Below are 15,545 nucleotides of genomic sequence, written 5' to 3'. Positions count from 1 at the left end.
GGGCACCAACTCGGCCACACAGGCGGAAACCGCCCACCAGGGCTCAAGACCAGTTCAGCACGGCTCCCCGACCCCTCCAGCGGTGGACTGCCCGGCTGGGTCGTTCCCGCAGCGGCGCGCCGGAATATGCCTTAAGTCGGCACTCCGGCCGGGTTGGGTCGGGGTAATGCGACAAGATCCTGCCGCGAGTTCTGGCGGGTGCCTCTCTTTCCGGCTTCCCGGTCCTCCCTGAAGATCGTGTGACATCCGGAAGCACCCAGTCCGGTTATTCGGCTTCGCACCTCGATGAGGATTTATGTCGGCTCCCTCCCACTCCCCCGCCGCTCCCTTCACGGGAAAGGCCGGCGAATGCCCCGCCCCGGGCCTCGTCACCTCGGACTGCGCCCGGGGAAGGCCGCGCAGAACGGCGGGCAGAGGAGCGCTGGCTCCTTGAGATTCCGGATCGGCCGCACAGGCACCACCCCAGCACCACCATCCGCGCAGGCCCCTGCGTCCGCCTTCCAGGCCGTATACGGCGAAGCGCCGGATTACGGCGAAGCAGCGGATTACGGCGAAAGGCCCGGTCACGGCGAACAGCCACCCGCCGTCCCCGCCGAAGCCCCGCTCTCCGACCACGAGATCAGCCTCATCAGGACGTCCCTGGCGCTGGTCGAGCCCCTCGCCGGGGACATCACGGTCTACTTCTACGCCACGCTGTTCGCCCGCTACCCCGAAGTCCGCTCCCTGTTCCCGCAGGAGCTGGACACCCAGCGCGACCGCCTCCTGCGCGCGCTGCTGCGCATCGTGGACCTGGCCGACGACCCCGGGAACCTCGTCCGCTTCTGCGGGGACCTGGGCCGCGACCACCGCAAGTTCGGCACGCTCGCAGCCCACTTCCCGGCCGTCGGCGAGTGCCTCCTCACCACGCTCGCCCGCTACGCCGGACCCGCCTGGACCCCCGACATCGCCGCGGCCTGGACGAAGGCGTACGGCACCGTCGCCCAGGTGATGATCAGCGCGGCCGCGGAGGACGAGGCGCTGCGGCCCGCCGTGTGGCCCGCCACCGTGGTGCACCGCGTCTCGCGCGGCCACGGCATCGCCGAGATCACCGTGCGTCCCCACATGGCCTACCCGTATGCCGCGGGCCAGTACGTCAGCGTCGAAACGCCCTGGTGGCCGAAGCAGTGGCGCTACTACTCGCCCGCCAACGCGCCCCGCCGGGACGGCACCCTCACCTTTCACGTGCGCGCGGTGCCCGGCGGCTCGGTCAGCCACGCACTGGTCCACCGGGCAGCGGTGGGCGACGAGCTCCGGCTGGGTCCGCCGATGGGCGACATGACGCTGGACGCCGCCACCGGCTCCGACGAACTGCTCTTCGTCGCCGGCGGAACCGGCCTCGCGCCGATCCGCGCGCTCGTCGAAGAGGTCGCTCGCCGGGGCGGATGCCACGAAGCAGTGCTGTTCCTCGGTGCCCGGACCGGCGCGGAGCTCTACGGGGTCGACGACATGCTCCGCATGGCCCAGCGCCACCACTGGCTGACCATCAGGGGCGCGGTCTCCGACGAGTACATCCCCGGCATCCGGGGGTCCCTGCCGGACGTCCTGGCCGAGTACGGGCCGTGGTACCAGCACGAGGTCTTCCTCAGCGGTCCCACGCAGATGGTCGTCTCCGCCAAGGAAACCCTCACCCTCGGCGGCACGCCGCCCCACCGGATCCATCACGACCCGTTCGACACTCCCGTGCTGTCCGCGCCCTGAAGCCGCGCCGTCGCTCTCGCCCTCGCCCTCCTGCCAGAAAACCCGGAGAACTCCTCGTGACCTTGCCTCCACCGCCGTACGGATCAGCGGGCGAGCACCGGCTGCAGCAGCACTTCGGCACGACCGACCGTGCCGCCCGGTTCTACGACCAGCAGGTGCGTCCGCATCTCACGCCGGAGATGCGGGAGTTCATCGGCCGTCAAGCCATGGTCTTCCTGGCCTCCGCCGACTCCCGCGGGCAGTGCGACTCCAGTTTTCGCGCCGGCCCGCCGGGTTTCGTCCACGTCATCGACGACCGCACGCTCGCCTATCCCGAATTCCGCGGGAACGGCGTTCACGCCAGTGCCGGGAACATGCTCGAGAACCCTCATCTCGGCATGCTCTTCATGGACTTCACCCACCACCGCATAGGGCTCCACGTCAACGGAACAGCACACCTCTACCACGACCAGGACCTGCGCAGCGTCCACCCCGGCCTGCCCACCGACGTCGCGCCGGGACGCGGACCGGAGATGTGGGTCCGCCTCACGGTCGAGGAGGCGTACATCCACTGCTCCAAGTACATCCCTCACCTGCAGCCGGCTCCCCGTCCCGCCGGCCGCGGCGCCGACCGCCCCAAGGACGCGGACTACTTCACCGCTTCCCAGGCCTGCACCACATAGTGCGGGGCTTCCGTCTGCTGCGGAGCCACCGTCCGGTGACTCCGCAGCAGACGGTTGCGTCATGCGGCCCGGGGCTCCGGGAAGCGGCCGGGCTCTTCCGGGTTGCTTCCGGCCGGCGCCACGTCGTTCACCGCGTCCGGCACGCGCTCCCCCGCGAGCGCGAGCCTCACCGAGCGGGCGGCGGCGACGCCCGCCTTCTCCTGGGCCTCGTGCGTCGAGGCGCCGAGGTGCGGGGTGCAGACCACCTGGTCGAAGCGGAAGAGCGGGGAGTCGGTGCACGGCTCCGCGGCGTACACGTCCAGGCCCGCGCCCGCGACCCGGCCCTCTTCGAGCGCTGCGGCGAGTGCCGTCTCGTCCACGATGCCCCCGCGCGCCGCGTTCACGATCCGGACGGCCGGCTTGACCTTGCGCAGGGCTTCCTCCCCGATCAGGCCCACCGTCTCCGGGGTCCTGGGCAGGTGCACCGTGATGAAGTCCGAGACTTCCAGCAGCTCGTCCAGCGACAGGAGCTTCACGCCCGTCGCCGCGGCCCGCTCGGGCTGTACGTACGGGTCGTAGGCGACGGTCTCCATGCCGAAGGCCGCCATGCGCGCGGCGACGAGCGCGCCGATGCGGCCGAGGCCGACGATGCCGAGCGTCTTGGCGGCGAGTTCCACGCCGGTGTACCTGCTGCGCTGCCACTCGCCGTTCTTCAGGGCGGCGCCGGCCTGCGGGATGTGGCGGGCGGTGGCGAGGATGAGGCCGCAGGCGAGTTCGGCGGCCGAGACGATGTTGGATGTGGGTGCGTTGACGACGAGCACGCCCGCCTTCGTCGCGGCGGGCACGTCGACGTTGTCGAGGCCGACGCCCGCGCGGGCGACGACCTTCAGCTTCCGGGCCGCGGCGATGGCCTCGGCGTCGACCTTGGTCGCGGAGCGGATGAGGACGGCGTCGGCGTCGGCGATGGCCTGCAGGAGCTCGGCGCGATCGGCGCCGCGGCAGTGCCGGATCTCGAAGTCCGGGCCCAGGGTGCCGACGGCGGCGGGCGACAGCTCTTCGGCGATGAGTACGACCGGTCTGGTCATGGGAGATACGTTCCTCGGTGGGGAGTACGCGGATGAATCGGACAGCCAGGTCTCAGCAGCCGGCTTGGTACTGGCCGTTGGCGTACAGCACGGTGGGAGGCCGCTCGTCGGCGTGCGTCCATGTCACGGTGCCGGCGATCAGCGTGTGGTCGAGCATGCGGGCCGTGCTGCTGACGTCGCACACCGCGGCCACGGAGGCGTCCGTGAGCACCGGCACGCCGTGCCGCGGCTGCCAGGACACGCCGTCGAAGCGCTGGGCCGCGGTGCCGGTGGCGAACTGCCGTGCCAGGTGCCGGGCGTCCCACGACAGCACGCTGACCGCGAAGGATCCGCTGTCCAGGATCTGTTCCAGCGTGCGGCTCTCGCTGGCGAGCGAGACGAGCAGGGCGGGAGGCCGGACGGACAGGGACATGACGGCGTTCACGGTGCAGCCGACGGGCCCGGCGGGGCCCTGGGCGGTGAGCACGGCGACGCCGGTGGGCAGGCGGGCCATCGCGTAGCGGAAGGCGTCGTCCGATACTGCGGGCCGGGCGGGCAGGAGGCTTTCGGTGGTCATCGGTTTCCCCGCCTTCAGGCGTAATGGGCCGCGATCTCGGCGGTCACGGTCTTGCGGTCCACTTTTCCGTTGACGTTCAGCGGCAGCTCGTCGTAGACGGTGACGCCGCGCGGCACCATGTACGCCGGGAGCCGGAGCCGCAGTGCGGCCAGCAGGCGTTCGGGCGCCGGGTCCGGGCCCGTGCACACGGCTTCGAGGTCGGATTCGCCGTCGGCGCCGGGCAGTGCCACGACCAGGGCGTCGCGTACGCCGGGCTGGTCGCGCAGTGCGGCCTCGATCTCGCCGAGTTCCACGCGGTAGCCGCGGACCTTGACCTGCTGGTCGAGGCGTCCCAGGTGGACGAGCTGTCCGTCCTGCTGCCGGGCGACCCGGTCGCCGGTGCGGTACCACAGGTCGTCCGTGACGGGCTCGCTGCCGTCGAAGTCCTGCGCCCGCACTCCGTCGTAGGCGACGAACCGGCCGGCGTTGTTCGCCGGGTCGAGGTAGCCGGGGAAGCGCTGGGCGCCACGGACGCACAGCTCGCCGTCCTCGCACGGCAGTCCTGCGGGGTCGAGCACGACGTGTTCGAGGCCCGGGTAGAGCGTGCCGATGGGCACCGTGCCGTTGGCGGGGCGCGGCCATGCGGCGGGGTCGGCGGGGAGCCGGTACTCGGCGCAGCTGATGGTGAGCTCGGTGGGCCCGTAGAGGTTCTCGATGCGGCTGCCGGGTGCGGCTGCCCGCCATGCCTCGGCCTGCTGCAGGGTCAGCGGCTCTCCGCAGAACAGGCTCCAGCGCAGGGCCGGCATGCTGCCCGGGGCCAGGCTGCGCAGCCGCCGCGCGACGGAGATGACGGAGGGCACGGAGAACCAGTGGGTCAGTTCCCTGGCGGCGACGAACCGTGCCGGGGCCATCAGGTCGTCGCGGCCGGGCACGACGAGGGTGGCGCCGCTCCCCCAGCTCGCGAACATGTCGAAGACCGACAGGTCGAACGTCAGGTCGAAGGTCTGGGAGACGCGGCTGCCGGGTCCCAGCTCGTAGCGCGGCACGATGTGGTCAAGGTAGGCGGAGACGTTGCGGTGCCGGATCGGCACGCCCTTGGGGGTGCCCGTCGAGCCGGATGTGAAGAGGATGTACGCGATGGCGTCCGCATCGGCCGTGTACGCGGGGAGCGGGGCGACGGGGGCGGTCGCCTCCCGGGTGAGGGGCAGCGCGGGGACCGGCAGGGCGGTGGCCGCGTCGGTGTCTCCCTCGACCAGGACGATGTCCAGCTCGCCCGCGAAGGCGACGGCCGTGGTGCGGGCGGCCGGGAAGGACGGGTTGAGGGGCACCACGGTGCTGCCGAGCCGCTGCACCGCGAGGTATCCGGCGTAGGCAAGGACGCTGCGCTCGGCGAGGAGGCCCACTCGGCGGGGCACCGCGCCGTGGGCGGCGACGAGTTCGCCGGCCACCCGGTCGGCGAGGTCGCTGAGCTGCCGGTACGTCAGCCGGTCCGGTCCGGCTTCCAGGGCGGGCTCGCTGCCGTGGCGGTCGGCGGTGGCGGCGAACCACTCGTACAGGGTCCGTCTCATGTTCATCCCTTCCGGGGGAGGTCCGTGGTGAGGGCCTGGTGGGAGGTGAGGAGCGCTTCGATGGAGCGGTCGACCACGCCGGGCCGCGGCCGGCCGCGGGCGGCGGACTGGGCCGCGAACCGCAAGGTCTTGGGCAGTTCGCCCCAGGCCGCCGAGGCGGCGGCGGCGCGTTCCGGGTCGAGTCCCGCGTCGGTGACCGCGAAGGCGAGCTGGTAGGTGTGGTGGCGGGCGGCTGCCCAGAGGTCGTCGACGTACCGGGCGAGGGCGGTGGGGTCGGTGCGGAAGACGCCGGCGATACGGGTCAGCGACGCCTCCAGGTCCAGCTCCCAGGTTCCCGGGCCGGGGGCGGCGCCGGGTGTCTGTGTCGCGGGCTGCCGGTCCAGCCACCGGTAGTGCCCGGCGGGCGGGAGGGTGATCTCCTGGCCGAGGGCGAGCCGGTCCCGGCGGGTGACCTCCGGCGCGGGACCGGGCAGCGGTGCGAGTGCCGTGGCGAGCTCCGCGTCGCTGATCCAGCCGAGGTAGGGCTCCTGGTCGCCGAACGGGGTGAGGGCCGCGAAGTGGTCGGCGATCAGCCAGCGGTCGTCGCGGTGGTCGCGGATCAGCAGCCAGTGCGGGGCGTCCGCCTGTCCGTGGGCCGCGGACCAGGGCAGGTGGCGGGTGTTGCCGACGGCCAGGACCCGGCGCTCGCGGTGCAGCGCGTCGAGCAGGGCGCCGCGGGCGGCCGGCCAGTCGGCGGCGCCGCGGTAGGCCAGCTCGCGGCCGTCGGCGGTGGTGTCCACCCGGGGGTGGTGGGAGAAGGCCAGTTCGCCCGGGGGCAGGTCGGTGCGTACGGCGAGGCGGATGCCTTCGGCCAGGCGGCGCCGGGCGCCGGGGACGTCCGGCGTCAGGTACGCGATCAGGTTCGTCGTGTAGCAGCTGAGGTCCGGCATCGTGGCCGGAGCGCCGGTCAGGAACACAGGGTCTCCACATCGCCGCGGGAAGCAGAACTGCGAAGGGCAGAGCTGCGCGAGACAGGACCGCGCAGGGCGGAGCTGCGGGTGACGGGGCTGCGCACGGCGGAGCTGCGGGTGACAGGACCGCGCAGGGCGGAGAAGGCGCAGCTCAGCGGGGTGCGGGAGCGTTCGCGCAGACTGATCCACTCGTAGCTCTCCCACTGTCCGCGCGGCCGGCCGGGAGGGACGTCGATCTCCCACGGCCGGCCGGACAGACCGGTTCCGGCCGCTTTGACGCAGGCTTCCTGGACGGTCCACACCCAGGCGAGTTCGGCCGCCCGCTGCCGCTCGGGAAGCGCGCTGACGGCCGGGGTGTGCTCGCCGAGGCAGCGGCGCAGCAGGGTGTCGGGGACGCTGTCCGCGGGCTGCTGGACGTCGACGCCGACCCGGCGGTGGGGAGCGACCGCGACGGCGATGGCGTCGCCGTCGTGCGAGATGCTGATGCCGGTGTCCGGGTGCCCGGTGAGGGCGGGCCGTCCGTGGTCGTCGGCGTGCACGGGCGCGTCGGCCTGTGCGGGCAGGGTGGCGCGCAGGAGGTGGCGCAGCAGGGCCCGGCTGGCCAGGAACTCCGTTGCGCGCCAGGCCGGCAGGGTCGCGGCGGCGGCCCGGTCGTGGGGGTGGGGGCCGGCCTGGATCCACTCGTCCCGTGTGCCGTGCGCCACCCAGACGCCGGGTGTCACCTGTGCTGTCAGGGTCGTCATGGGGAGAGGTCCGCGAGGAGGGCGTCGGCGTTGTCGGCCACGGCGGCGAGGACGAGTTCGGTGACGCCGCCGCCGATGCCGAGGACGGCGGCTTCGCTGCGGATGTGCTGGGCGCCGCCGCGGGCGAGGCCGTCGGCTCCCTGCAGTTGTGCGCAAGCGGCGAGCACGGGGTCCGCGACGAGCCCTGCCGCGGACTTGAGCAGGGCGGCCGCGGCGAGGTCGTGGCGGTCCACGACCTGTTCGCCGAGGGTCTCGCACAGGGCGTGCAGCTGGCGCACCTGTACCAGGCAGGCGGCGTAGCGCTGGCGTACGGCGTCGTTGTGCCACAGGGGCTGTCCGTCGATGGCGCGCCGGGTCAGCCGTTCCTTGGTGTCGGCGAGGACCCGGCGGGTCAGGGCGACCGCCCACAGGGCGCCGGCGAGCCGTTCGGTGCCCATGTGCCGGGCGAAGGCCGCCATGCCGCGCCCGGGGCGGCCGACGAGGTGGTCCGCCGGCAGCCGGACGGCGTCGAAGGTGACGTGTCCGGTTGCCGAGCCGGTGAGCAGGCCGGTGTCGGCCGGGTGGATGTGCACGCCGGGTGCCGTTGCGGGGACGAGGACCCAGGTGAAGCTGGTGAAGTGGCGTCCGGGCCGGTGCCGGGCGAGGACGAGGAGCCGGTCGGCTGTGCATGCGGTGGTGATCCAGCGCTTGCCGCCGGTCAGCAGCAGTTCGTCCGGGCCGATCGTCACTTCAGTGCCGAGGCCGGTCAGGTCCGAGCCGGGCGCGGCGGCGTCGGTGGCGGCGAGGGCGAGGGTCGCGGCACCGGAGAGCGTCTCGTCGAGCGCTGCGCGTACGGGTCCTGCCTCGGGGGCGCAGGCGGCGAGCAGGGGCAGGGCGCTGGCGGCCTGGACGAGCACGCTGAGGGTGATGCCGTTGTCGCCGCGGGCGTCGACGGCGGCGAGGAGTGCGGCGAGCCGTCCGGGGCCGGGGGCGGCGGGCTGCCCGGTGCCCCGGTCGTAGAGGTCGTGCAGGACGCCCGCCGCCCCGAGTGCCGCCCACACCCGGGAGGCCGTGGCGTCCGCGGGCACGGCGGCGAGCGCGGCGGCCGCCTGCGGGCGCCGGCCGGCCGCGGTGCCGGGTTCCGCGGGGAGCAGGTCAGGCAAGGCGCACCTCCGGGTCGAGGAGGGCGAGCTTGCCGTCGGCGAGGTGGAGGCGGTCGTTGCTGTAGTTCAGGGCGGCCGACCGCAGGTCTCGCAGGCTGTGTTCGAGGCGGGTCGGCGAGTCCTTCAGGTAGCCGTGGCGCATTCCGACGGCGTCGATGAGGCCGTCGACGGCCTGGTGGCACTCCTCGGCCGCGGTGATCTTCAGGCTGTTGAGCAGGAGCTGGACGCGCGGCACGCTCAGGTCGTCGGTGGTGGCGACGACCTGCAGGGTGCGGGCGAGCAGCGCGTGCACGGTCTCGATGCGCTGGCGGGCCCGGGAGAGCCGGGTGAGCAGCAGTTCGGAGCCGAGGTCGACGCGGCCGCGGCTCTGCGGTGCGCGCAGCAGCTTGACGACGCGGGAGAGGGCTCCGGCGGCGGTGCCGAGCCAGCAGGCCGACCAGCCGAGGTGGGCCATGGGGGCGAAGACCGTGGTGGCGATGGTCCGGAAGCCGCCGTGCTCCCCCACCACGTGGTGGGCGGGGACGGTGCCGGTCAGGCGCAGGGCGACGCTGTGGCTGGCCCGCATGCCCAGGGGCTGCCAGTCGCCGGAGCGTTCGACGGTGAGCTGGTCGCGGTGGGCGTAGACCAGCGAGACCTGGTTCGGGGAGGCCGGGGGCGGGCTCTGCATGGTGACGAGGAAGCCGTCCGCGTACTCGCCGCCGGTGACGATCGGGGCGAAGCGGTCGATGAGCAGCTCGTCGTCGCGGGCCGTGAGGGCCGACTCGGCGGTGAGGAGGTGGCCGCCCTTGCCGGCCTCGGTGGTGACCGAGGCCAGGTAGACGCGGCCCGCGGCGATCTCGGGCAGCAGTTCGTCGCGGAGTTGCTGGTTGCCGTAGCGCACCAGGGCCGCGACCTGCTGGCAGTGCATCGCGAAGATCATGGCGACGGACATGTCGGTGCGGCCGAGGGCGATGCTCGCGCTCACCACGTCCTCGGTGGTGCCGCCGAGCCCGCCGTGGGAGGCGGGGACGAGCAGGCCGAGCAGGCCGGTGCGGCGCATCTCGTCAAGCGCCTCGACGGGGAAGGAGGCGTCGCGGTCGGTACGGGCCAGGTGTTCGGCGGCCACCGCGGCGACCTGATCGGTGCGCTGGGTGAGGGACGCGGCGGTCAGTTCGGCCGTGGGGCCGGCCGGCCGGCTCGTGGCGTGTGCGGAGGCGCTCATGCGGCGCTCACCCGGGTGCCGTCCACGCCCTGGGCGTCCATGGTCGCGCTGATCACGGTCCACAGGCTGCCGGCGGTGGCGAACGTGGCGTCGTTCATGTCGTCGTCGGCCAGGGTCACGCCGAAGGTGTCCTCGATGGCGAAGAGCAGCTCGATGGCCTGCATGGAGTCCAGGCCGAGCTCGCGCAGCGAGGCGTCGGGGGTGATCTCCTGCTCGCCGAGGAACTTCAGGAAGGGCGTGAGCAGCTCGGTGAAACGGGCGTCCATCACTTCACTCCAGAGGTGGGACCGGCCGGGGCCGGGACGGCGGTACGGGTCAGGTTGATGCGGGTGACGTCGGGGGCCGCGCCGGGCCGGTCGCTGTCGATGACGGCCTCCGCGGGCAGCGGGTGGCCGAGGAAGGCGACGAGGCTGGCGCTGAGCCCGTAGGCGCCGACGTTGGGGACGGCGAGCAGGTCGCCGGGCCTGAGCGCGGGCAGTTTCGCGGAGCGCGCCCAGGTGTCGAGCGGGGTGCACAGGGGGCCGGCGACCAGGGCGTCGAGGACGGGTTCCCGCTCGCCGTCGTCCTCGGCGCCGCCGGGCACCAGGCGGGGGTTCAGGGCGGGCAGCCGCCGCAGTCCGGACATGCCGCCCAGGTGGTTGATGCCGGATTCGAGGACGACCACGTCCTTGCCGTGCGAGCGCTTGACGTCGAGGACGGCGGCCAGGAGCACTCCGGCCGTGCCCACGAGGTAGCGGCCCGACTCGAAGACGACGCGGGTGCCGTCCTCGTGCCGCCCGGGGAGCTCCTCGTCGAGCAGCGCGGTGAGCCCGGGCCGCAGGGCCGTGAGGTCGATCCGTTCGCCCTCCGCCGCGAACGGAGCGCCGAAGCCGCCGCCGAGGTCGAGGACCCGGATGCGTACGCCGTGCTCGGCCAGGACCTTGGTCAGGGTCTTGGCGGTGGTGAGCGAGCGGGCGAACTGGCCGAGCAGCGCGCCGACGTCGCCGAGGTTGGTGCCCATGTACAGGTGCAGGCCGGTGACTTCGGCGTGCGGGCGGCTTGCGAAGCGTTCCGGCTCGTCCAGCACCCACCGGGTGTCGGCGCCGAACTGGGAGGCCACGCCGGTCATGGCCAGGCCCTGGCCCGGCACCGGCTGGTCGTCGTTGACCCGTAGCAGGCACTGCGCGGCGGCTCCGGCACCTCCTGCGAGGCGGTCGAGCTGGTCGATCGCGTACGGGGAGTCGACGGAGAACTGCCGTACGCCCAGGCGCAGCGCGTAGCTGAGCTCCTCGTCCCGTTTGCCGGGGCCGGTGTAGAGGACGTCCGCGGCTGCCCAGCCCGCGCCGAGCGCCGCGTCCAGCTCGCCGGTGGAGCACACCTCGGGGTGGGCTCCGCGCTCGCGCAGCACGGTCAGCAGGGACGGGTGGGCGTTGGCCTTCAGGGAGTAGTACAGGCCCGCGCCGGCGGGCAGTGCGGCGCGCAGCGCGTCGTGGTTGCGGCGGACTTCGGCCACGTCGTAGACGTAGGCGGGGGTGGGGATGCGGGCCAGCACCCCGGGCGGCACGGGCGGTGCCGCGGGCAGGGTGCTACTGGGCTCGGGCACCGGTGACCTCCTGGGTCAGGGCGGCCAGGGCCTTGCGGTCGACCTTGCCGTTGCCGGTCAGCGGCAGGGCGTCGACGATCAGGCAGTGGCGCGGGATCTTGAACTCTTCGATCTGTTCGCGCATGCCCTGCAGCACCTCGGCGGGCGTCGGCTCGCCCACGGCGAACAGCAGGGCGGGGGTGGCGCCCTGCGGCGGCAGGACGGCGGCGGCGCTGACGCCGGGGACGCGGCGTGCGGCCGCCTCGACCTCGGTGGCGCTGACGCGGAAACCGTTCTCCTTGTAGATGTCGTCGCGCCGGCCGTCGAAGTACAGGAATCCTTCTTCGTCCACCCACCCGTAGTCGCCGGTGTGCAGCTGCGGCAGGAGGCCCTCGACGCGGTGGAAGCGCTGCGCGGTGAGTTCGGGCCGGCGCCAGTAGCCCGCCATGACGTTGGGGCCGCGCACCACGATCTCGCCGACCTCGCCCGGGGGCTTGCGCAGGCCGTCCTCGCCGATGACGAAGACCTCGGTGCCGGGCAGGGCGCGGCCGCTGGATCCGGGCCGTTCCAGGTCGCCGTCGGGCGGCATGATCGTGGCGCGCTTGCACTCGGTCAGGCCGAACATCAGCTGCACCCGCAGGTCCGGCAGCGCCGACCGCAGCGCCTGCAGCGTCTGGGCGGGCATGGCCGCGCCGGTGTTGGTGAGCAGCCGCAGCGGCGGCGTGTCCTGGCGTGCCCTGCGCAGCAGCCGGGCCAGGGCGTCGGCGACGGAGGGGACGGCCGCGAGGACGGTGGCGCCCGCGCGGACGAGGTTGGCGAGGAGGGCGGGGCCGACCTCGGCGGGACGGCCGAGCACGACGCGCGCACCGGCCCGCGCGGCCAGGAACAGCTGGTAGAGGCCGTAGTCGAAGGAGAGCGGCAGCGGGCTGTAGACGACATCGCCAAGGCGGTAGTCCAGGACGGACTGGATGGCGTCCACGGAGAACGTCAGCTGCTGGTGGGTGGAGACGACGGCCTTGGGCAGGGAGGTGGTGCCGGAGGTGTAGATCAGGCAGACGGGGTCGACCGTGAGAGGGCCTGTCTGTGCCGCCTCGGGTGCCGGTGCGTCGGCGAAGGCCACTGCGGCGGCCTCGTCGGTGGTGGCGGTGTGCAGCCCGCGGCGCTGCGCGGCGGCCCGCGAGGCGGCGTCGTCGGTGAGGAGCAGGGCCGGCTCGCAGTCGTGGAGGACGTGGTCGAGCTGGATGCCGTGGACCTGCTCGTGCAGCAGCGAGAAGGCCACACCGGCGCGCGAGGCGGCGTAGACGAGCGCGGGGAGCACGGTGGAGCCGGGTGCGCAGACCACGAGCCGGTCGCCGCGCCGCAGCCCGGTCGCGTGCATCCAGGCGGCCAGGCGCCGTGATGCGGCGTCGAGGTCGCCGTAGCTGAGCGTGTGATCGCCGCTGGTGACGGCGGGCCGGCCGGGCCACTGGACAGCGGCCTGGTCGAGCAGGTCGTGCAGCAGGTGGAGGGGAGCGGGCATCAGTTCACTCCAGAGCGGGCGGGTCGGGCCGGCTGCGGCGCCGTTCCGGTGGGCAGGGCGCGCAGCACGATGCGGCAGATGCCGTCGATGTGGTGGAGGTGCTCGGGGACGAGGTCGTCCGCGGCGAACTCCAGGGACAGCTCGCGTTCGAGGCGCTCGACGATCTCCACCACCCGGAAGGAGGTGAAGCCGGGAACGGCCGCCAGCGGCTGCCCGTCGAGCAGGGCTGCCGGCTCGGCCCGCAGCACCGCGGCGGCCACGCCCGCGACGCGCTCCCGGAGCTCGGCGGGCACCGCGGGACGGTCGTGCGGGCCCTGCTCGGGTGCGCGCGCCGGGGTGGCGCCGAAGACCTCCCGGTCGCGGCGGAGCTGCTCGGCGAGGCGGGTGTACGGCTCCCGGGGCTCGGGGCGGCCGCGCTCGACGCGGCGGTAGGCGAGGTAGACGCTCTCGGCGAGGGACTCCCACGCCTTGACGTGCGCGGCGGCCGCCTCTGCGTCGGCGAGCAGGCCCCGGGCGGTGAGGAAGCGGGCGTGCAGCTTGCGGGAGCGGGCCAGGAGCCAGGTCTCCAGGGTGAGCCGGTCGAAGGCTGCCGTCCGGTCGTGGTGCCCGGCGTAGGCCGCGACGTAGCGGTCTATGGTCTCCTCGTCCGCCAGGTCGAGTCCGGGGCCGGGCGGGGCGGGCGGCTCGGCGGCCGGGCCGAGCGTGGCGACCAGGGCCGCTCCCGGCACGGCGGCGGCCAGCTGGGCGGGGCTCAGCGGGTGGCTGACCGGGCGGGCGCTGCCCCACGGCGTCTCGTTGTGGTAGCCGTCCACCGCGACGGCGCTGCCGTCGGCGGCGGTCTCCAGCAGGAAGCTGTGCTCCATGTGGCGCTGCCCGAAGTACGGCACCCACGGCAGGTGGTAGGCGTCGGCGATCACGTAGCGGCCGGGCGCCGGCCGGACGGTCTCGCCCGCCTGCGCCGTCCGGAGGTCCAGGACGGTAAGTCCGAGGCCGGGCGCCGCGTCGGCGATCTGTTCCTCGGCGGAGCGCTCGACCGTGGGCAGCCCGCCCGGCCCGGGGGCCGGGCGGAAGCGCAGCACGGCACCCGCGTTCAGGTGAGTGCCGGCGCCGTGCCGGCGGTCGGATAGCAAGGCCAGGTTGACCTGGACGCAGTCGAACAGCGTCCAGTCCACGGAGGCGGGCAGGGCGTCGGCGCTCACGGCCGGATCCCGGTCAGCGCTCATGGCCGGATCCCGCTTCCGCGAGCGCGTCCACCCGCTGCAGGTCGCCCATGGCCAGCCGCAGTGCCTGCGCGTCGGGCGCCTCGTTGGTCAGCTCGCCGTCCAGCAGCTGCTGGTAGGCGCCCAGGTCGAGGTAGCCGTGGCCGCTGACGCACACCACGACGCCCTTCTCGGCGCGCAGCAGGCCGTCGTTGCTCTCGGCCCCGGAGCCGGCCAGGCGCGCGGCGGCGGCCAGGGCGTGGCCGGACTCGGGGGCGGGCAGCACCATCTCGCCGCGGGTGAACAGCCGGCCCGCGTCCAGCGCCTCGACCTGGCCGACGGCGGTGGCCGCGATCTGGTCGCGGTGGCGCATCGCGGACAGCACCTTGGCGGCGCCGTGGAAGCGCAGCCCGGCCGAGTGCGAGTCGGGGATCGGGTAGGAGCTGCCGATGGTGTACATGGCCTCCATCGGCCCGGTCCCGGTGGCGTCGGTGTGGTCGTAGGCGTACGTTCCGCGCGTGAGCTTGGGGGTCGTGCTGGACTCGGCGGCCACCAGGAGCGGCGGCCGGGTGCCGGCGGCGGCCGCGGCCGAGAAGAACGGCAGGGCGATGCCGCCGAAGTTGGACCCGGCGCCCACGCAGCCCACGACCGCGTCGATCTCGGCGCCGAGGCCGGCGAGCTGGTCGGCGGCCTCCAGGCCGATCACGGACTGGTGCAGGATGCTGTACGTCTCGCCGCTGCCGATGCAGAACGCCGCGCCTTCGGTGCGGGCGGCGTACTCCACGGCCTCGCCGATGGCCAGGGAGAGGCTGTTGACGCCGGCTTCGCTGCGCCGGGCGACGTCGGTGAGGGTGCTGGGGCTGGCGTGCACGGTGGCCCCGAGGGTCCGCATCAGCGTGCCCCGGTAGGGCTTGCGGCGCAGGCTGTTGCCGACCATGAAGACGGTGCACTTCATGCCGAACATCGCACAGGCGGCGGCCAGCGCGGTGCCCCACTGCCCGGCGCCGGTGCCGCTGACCAGTTCGCGGACGCCGGCCCGCGCGTAGTAGTAGGCCTGGGCGAGGGCGGTGTTGAGCTTGTGACTGCCGGAGATGTTGCCGCCTTCGTACTTCACGTACACGGGCACCCGCGCCCCGATCGCACGCTCGAAGCCCTTGGCCCGCCACAGCGGCGTGGGCCGGAACGCCCGGTAGGCGTCGGCGACCTCGGCGGGGATGTCCCAGTACTCCTTCTGCTGCACGCTCTGCCGCACGAGTTGCATCGGCAGGTTGACCTGGACGCTTCCGCCGCCGGCGGTCTGCGGGGTCAGGTCGGGAGGCAGCTGCTCGTCCAGGTGCGGCAGGACGCTGCGCCAGCGGGTGGGCAGTTGGATGCCGCTCACTTCGCCGCCTCCGCCCCGAGCAGGACGATCTCGATCAGGTCGTGGACGGTCTCGAAGCTGCGCCCGACGAAGAGGTCGTCGGGGAGGACGATGTCGAGCTCGTCCTCCAGGCGCACCAGCATGCCCACGAATCCCAGCGAGTTGACGCGCAGGATCTCCCCGTTGAGCGGCTCGCGGTCGTCGATGTCGGCCGGCTGCAGGGACAGCCGGGACTCGGCGATGACCACGCGCTTGACGGACTCGGCGACCGCGTCGCGGTCCAGTCCGGTGATCATGTTTCCTC

General features: G+C 73.6%; 14 protein-coding genes and 1 pseudogene. 2 read left to right on the top strand and 13 right to left on the bottom strand.

What is annotated here, in order from left to right:
- Nucleotides 1-429 precede the first annotated feature (429 nt).
- The gene (locus tag ACSNOH_RS00675; protein ID WP_436719145.1) at nt 430-1,737 is read left to right on the top strand and encodes a globin domain-containing protein; all 1,308 of its coding nucleotides are present in this window, start codon (nt 430-432) and stop codon (nt 1,735-1,737) included.
- 56 nt (nt 1,738-1,793) lie between these two features.
- Nucleotides 1,794-2,399 (top strand): pyridoxamine 5'-phosphate oxidase family protein, encoded by a 606-nt coding sequence (locus tag ACSNOH_RS00670; RefSeq protein WP_436719144.1) that lies wholly within the window; start codon nt 1,794-1,796, stop codon nt 2,397-2,399.
- Nucleotides 2,400-2,482: 83 nt separating this feature from the next.
- Here the strand turns inward: ACSNOH_RS00670 and ACSNOH_RS00665 are convergent.
- From ACSNOH_RS00665 to ACSNOH_RS00605, 13 genes and pseudogenes are all read right to left on the bottom strand, one after another.
- Nucleotides 2,483-3,463: pseudogene (locus ACSNOH_RS00665) on the bottom strand (hydroxyacid dehydrogenase); the annotation flags it as partial.
- Nucleotides 3,464-3,515: 52 nt separating this feature from the next.
- Nucleotides 3,516-4,019, bottom strand: a complete 504-nt coding sequence (locus ACSNOH_RS00660; protein ID WP_436719143.1) for a flavin reductase family protein — start codon at nt 4,017-4,019, stop codon at nt 3,516-3,518.
- 14 nt (nt 4,020-4,033) lie between these two features.
- Entirely contained in the window at nt 4,034-5,566 is a 1,533-nt protein-coding gene (locus ACSNOH_RS00655) for an amino acid adenylation domain-containing protein (RefSeq protein WP_436719142.1), read from the bottom strand.
- Nucleotides 5,567-5,568: 2 nt separating this feature from the next.
- Nucleotides 5,569-6,522, bottom strand: coding sequence for a hypothetical protein (locus ACSNOH_RS00650; protein WP_436719141.1), 954 nt, complete (start codon nt 6,520-6,522; stop codon nt 5,569-5,571).
- On the bottom strand, nt 6,513-7,259 hold the full coding sequence (locus tag ACSNOH_RS00645) for a 4'-phosphopantetheinyl transferase family protein (RefSeq protein WP_436719140.1): 747 nt from the start codon (nt 7,257-7,259) through the stop codon (nt 6,513-6,515). The genes ACSNOH_RS00650 and ACSNOH_RS00645 overlap by 10 nt, the downstream gene beginning before the upstream one ends.
- Entirely contained in the window at nt 7,256-8,401 is a 1,146-nt protein-coding gene (locus ACSNOH_RS00640; protein ID WP_436719138.1) for an acyl-CoA dehydrogenase family protein, read from the bottom strand. Before ACSNOH_RS00640 ends, ACSNOH_RS00645 begins: the two co-directional genes overlap by 4 nt.
- A complete protein-coding gene (locus ACSNOH_RS00635; RefSeq protein ID WP_436719137.1) occupies nt 8,394-9,602 on the bottom strand; it encodes an acyl-CoA dehydrogenase family protein in 1,209 nt (402 codons plus the stop codon). Before ACSNOH_RS00635 ends, ACSNOH_RS00640 begins: the two co-directional genes overlap by 8 nt.
- Nucleotides 9,599-9,868, bottom strand: coding sequence for an acyl carrier protein (locus ACSNOH_RS00630; protein ID WP_436719135.1), 270 nt, complete (start codon nt 9,866-9,868; stop codon nt 9,599-9,601). The genes ACSNOH_RS00635 and ACSNOH_RS00630 overlap by 4 nt, the downstream gene beginning before the upstream one ends.
- Entirely contained in the window at nt 9,868-11,184 is a 1,317-nt protein-coding gene (locus ACSNOH_RS00625; RefSeq protein WP_436719133.1) for a type III PLP-dependent enzyme, read from the bottom strand. The genes ACSNOH_RS00630 and ACSNOH_RS00625 overlap by 1 nt, the downstream gene beginning before the upstream one ends.
- Nucleotides 11,168-12,682 carry a class I adenylate-forming enzyme family protein gene (locus tag ACSNOH_RS00620; RefSeq protein WP_436719132.1) on the bottom strand — a complete coding sequence of 505 codons (1,515 nt, stop codon included), beginning with the start codon at nt 12,680-12,682 and terminating at the stop codon, nt 11,168-11,170. Before ACSNOH_RS00620 ends, ACSNOH_RS00625 begins: the two co-directional genes overlap by 17 nt.
- Nucleotides 12,682-13,905 carry an acyl carrier protein gene (locus ACSNOH_RS00615; RefSeq protein WP_436719131.1) on the bottom strand — a complete coding sequence of 408 codons (1,224 nt, stop codon included), beginning with the start codon at nt 13,903-13,905 and terminating at the stop codon, nt 12,682-12,684. The genes ACSNOH_RS00620 and ACSNOH_RS00615 overlap by 1 nt, the downstream gene beginning before the upstream one ends.
- On the bottom strand, nt 13,895-15,262 hold the full coding sequence (locus ACSNOH_RS00610; RefSeq protein WP_436719130.1) for a TrpB-like pyridoxal phosphate-dependent enzyme: 1,368 nt from the start codon (nt 15,260-15,262) through the stop codon (nt 13,895-13,897). Before ACSNOH_RS00610 ends, ACSNOH_RS00615 begins: the two co-directional genes overlap by 11 nt.
- Nucleotides 15,259-15,537, bottom strand: a complete 279-nt coding sequence (locus tag ACSNOH_RS00605; RefSeq protein WP_436719129.1) for an acyl carrier protein — start codon at nt 15,535-15,537, stop codon at nt 15,259-15,261. The genes ACSNOH_RS00610 and ACSNOH_RS00605 overlap by 4 nt, the downstream gene beginning before the upstream one ends.
- Between the last annotated feature and the right edge of the window lie 8 nt (nt 15,538-15,545).

Source organism: Streptomyces sp. URMC 127 (assembly GCF_051386535.1).
Taxonomy (GTDB): Bacteria; Actinomycetota; Actinomycetes; order Streptomycetales; family Streptomycetaceae; genus Streptomyces.
This window is presented reverse-complemented; position numbering and strand designations above follow the sequence as displayed.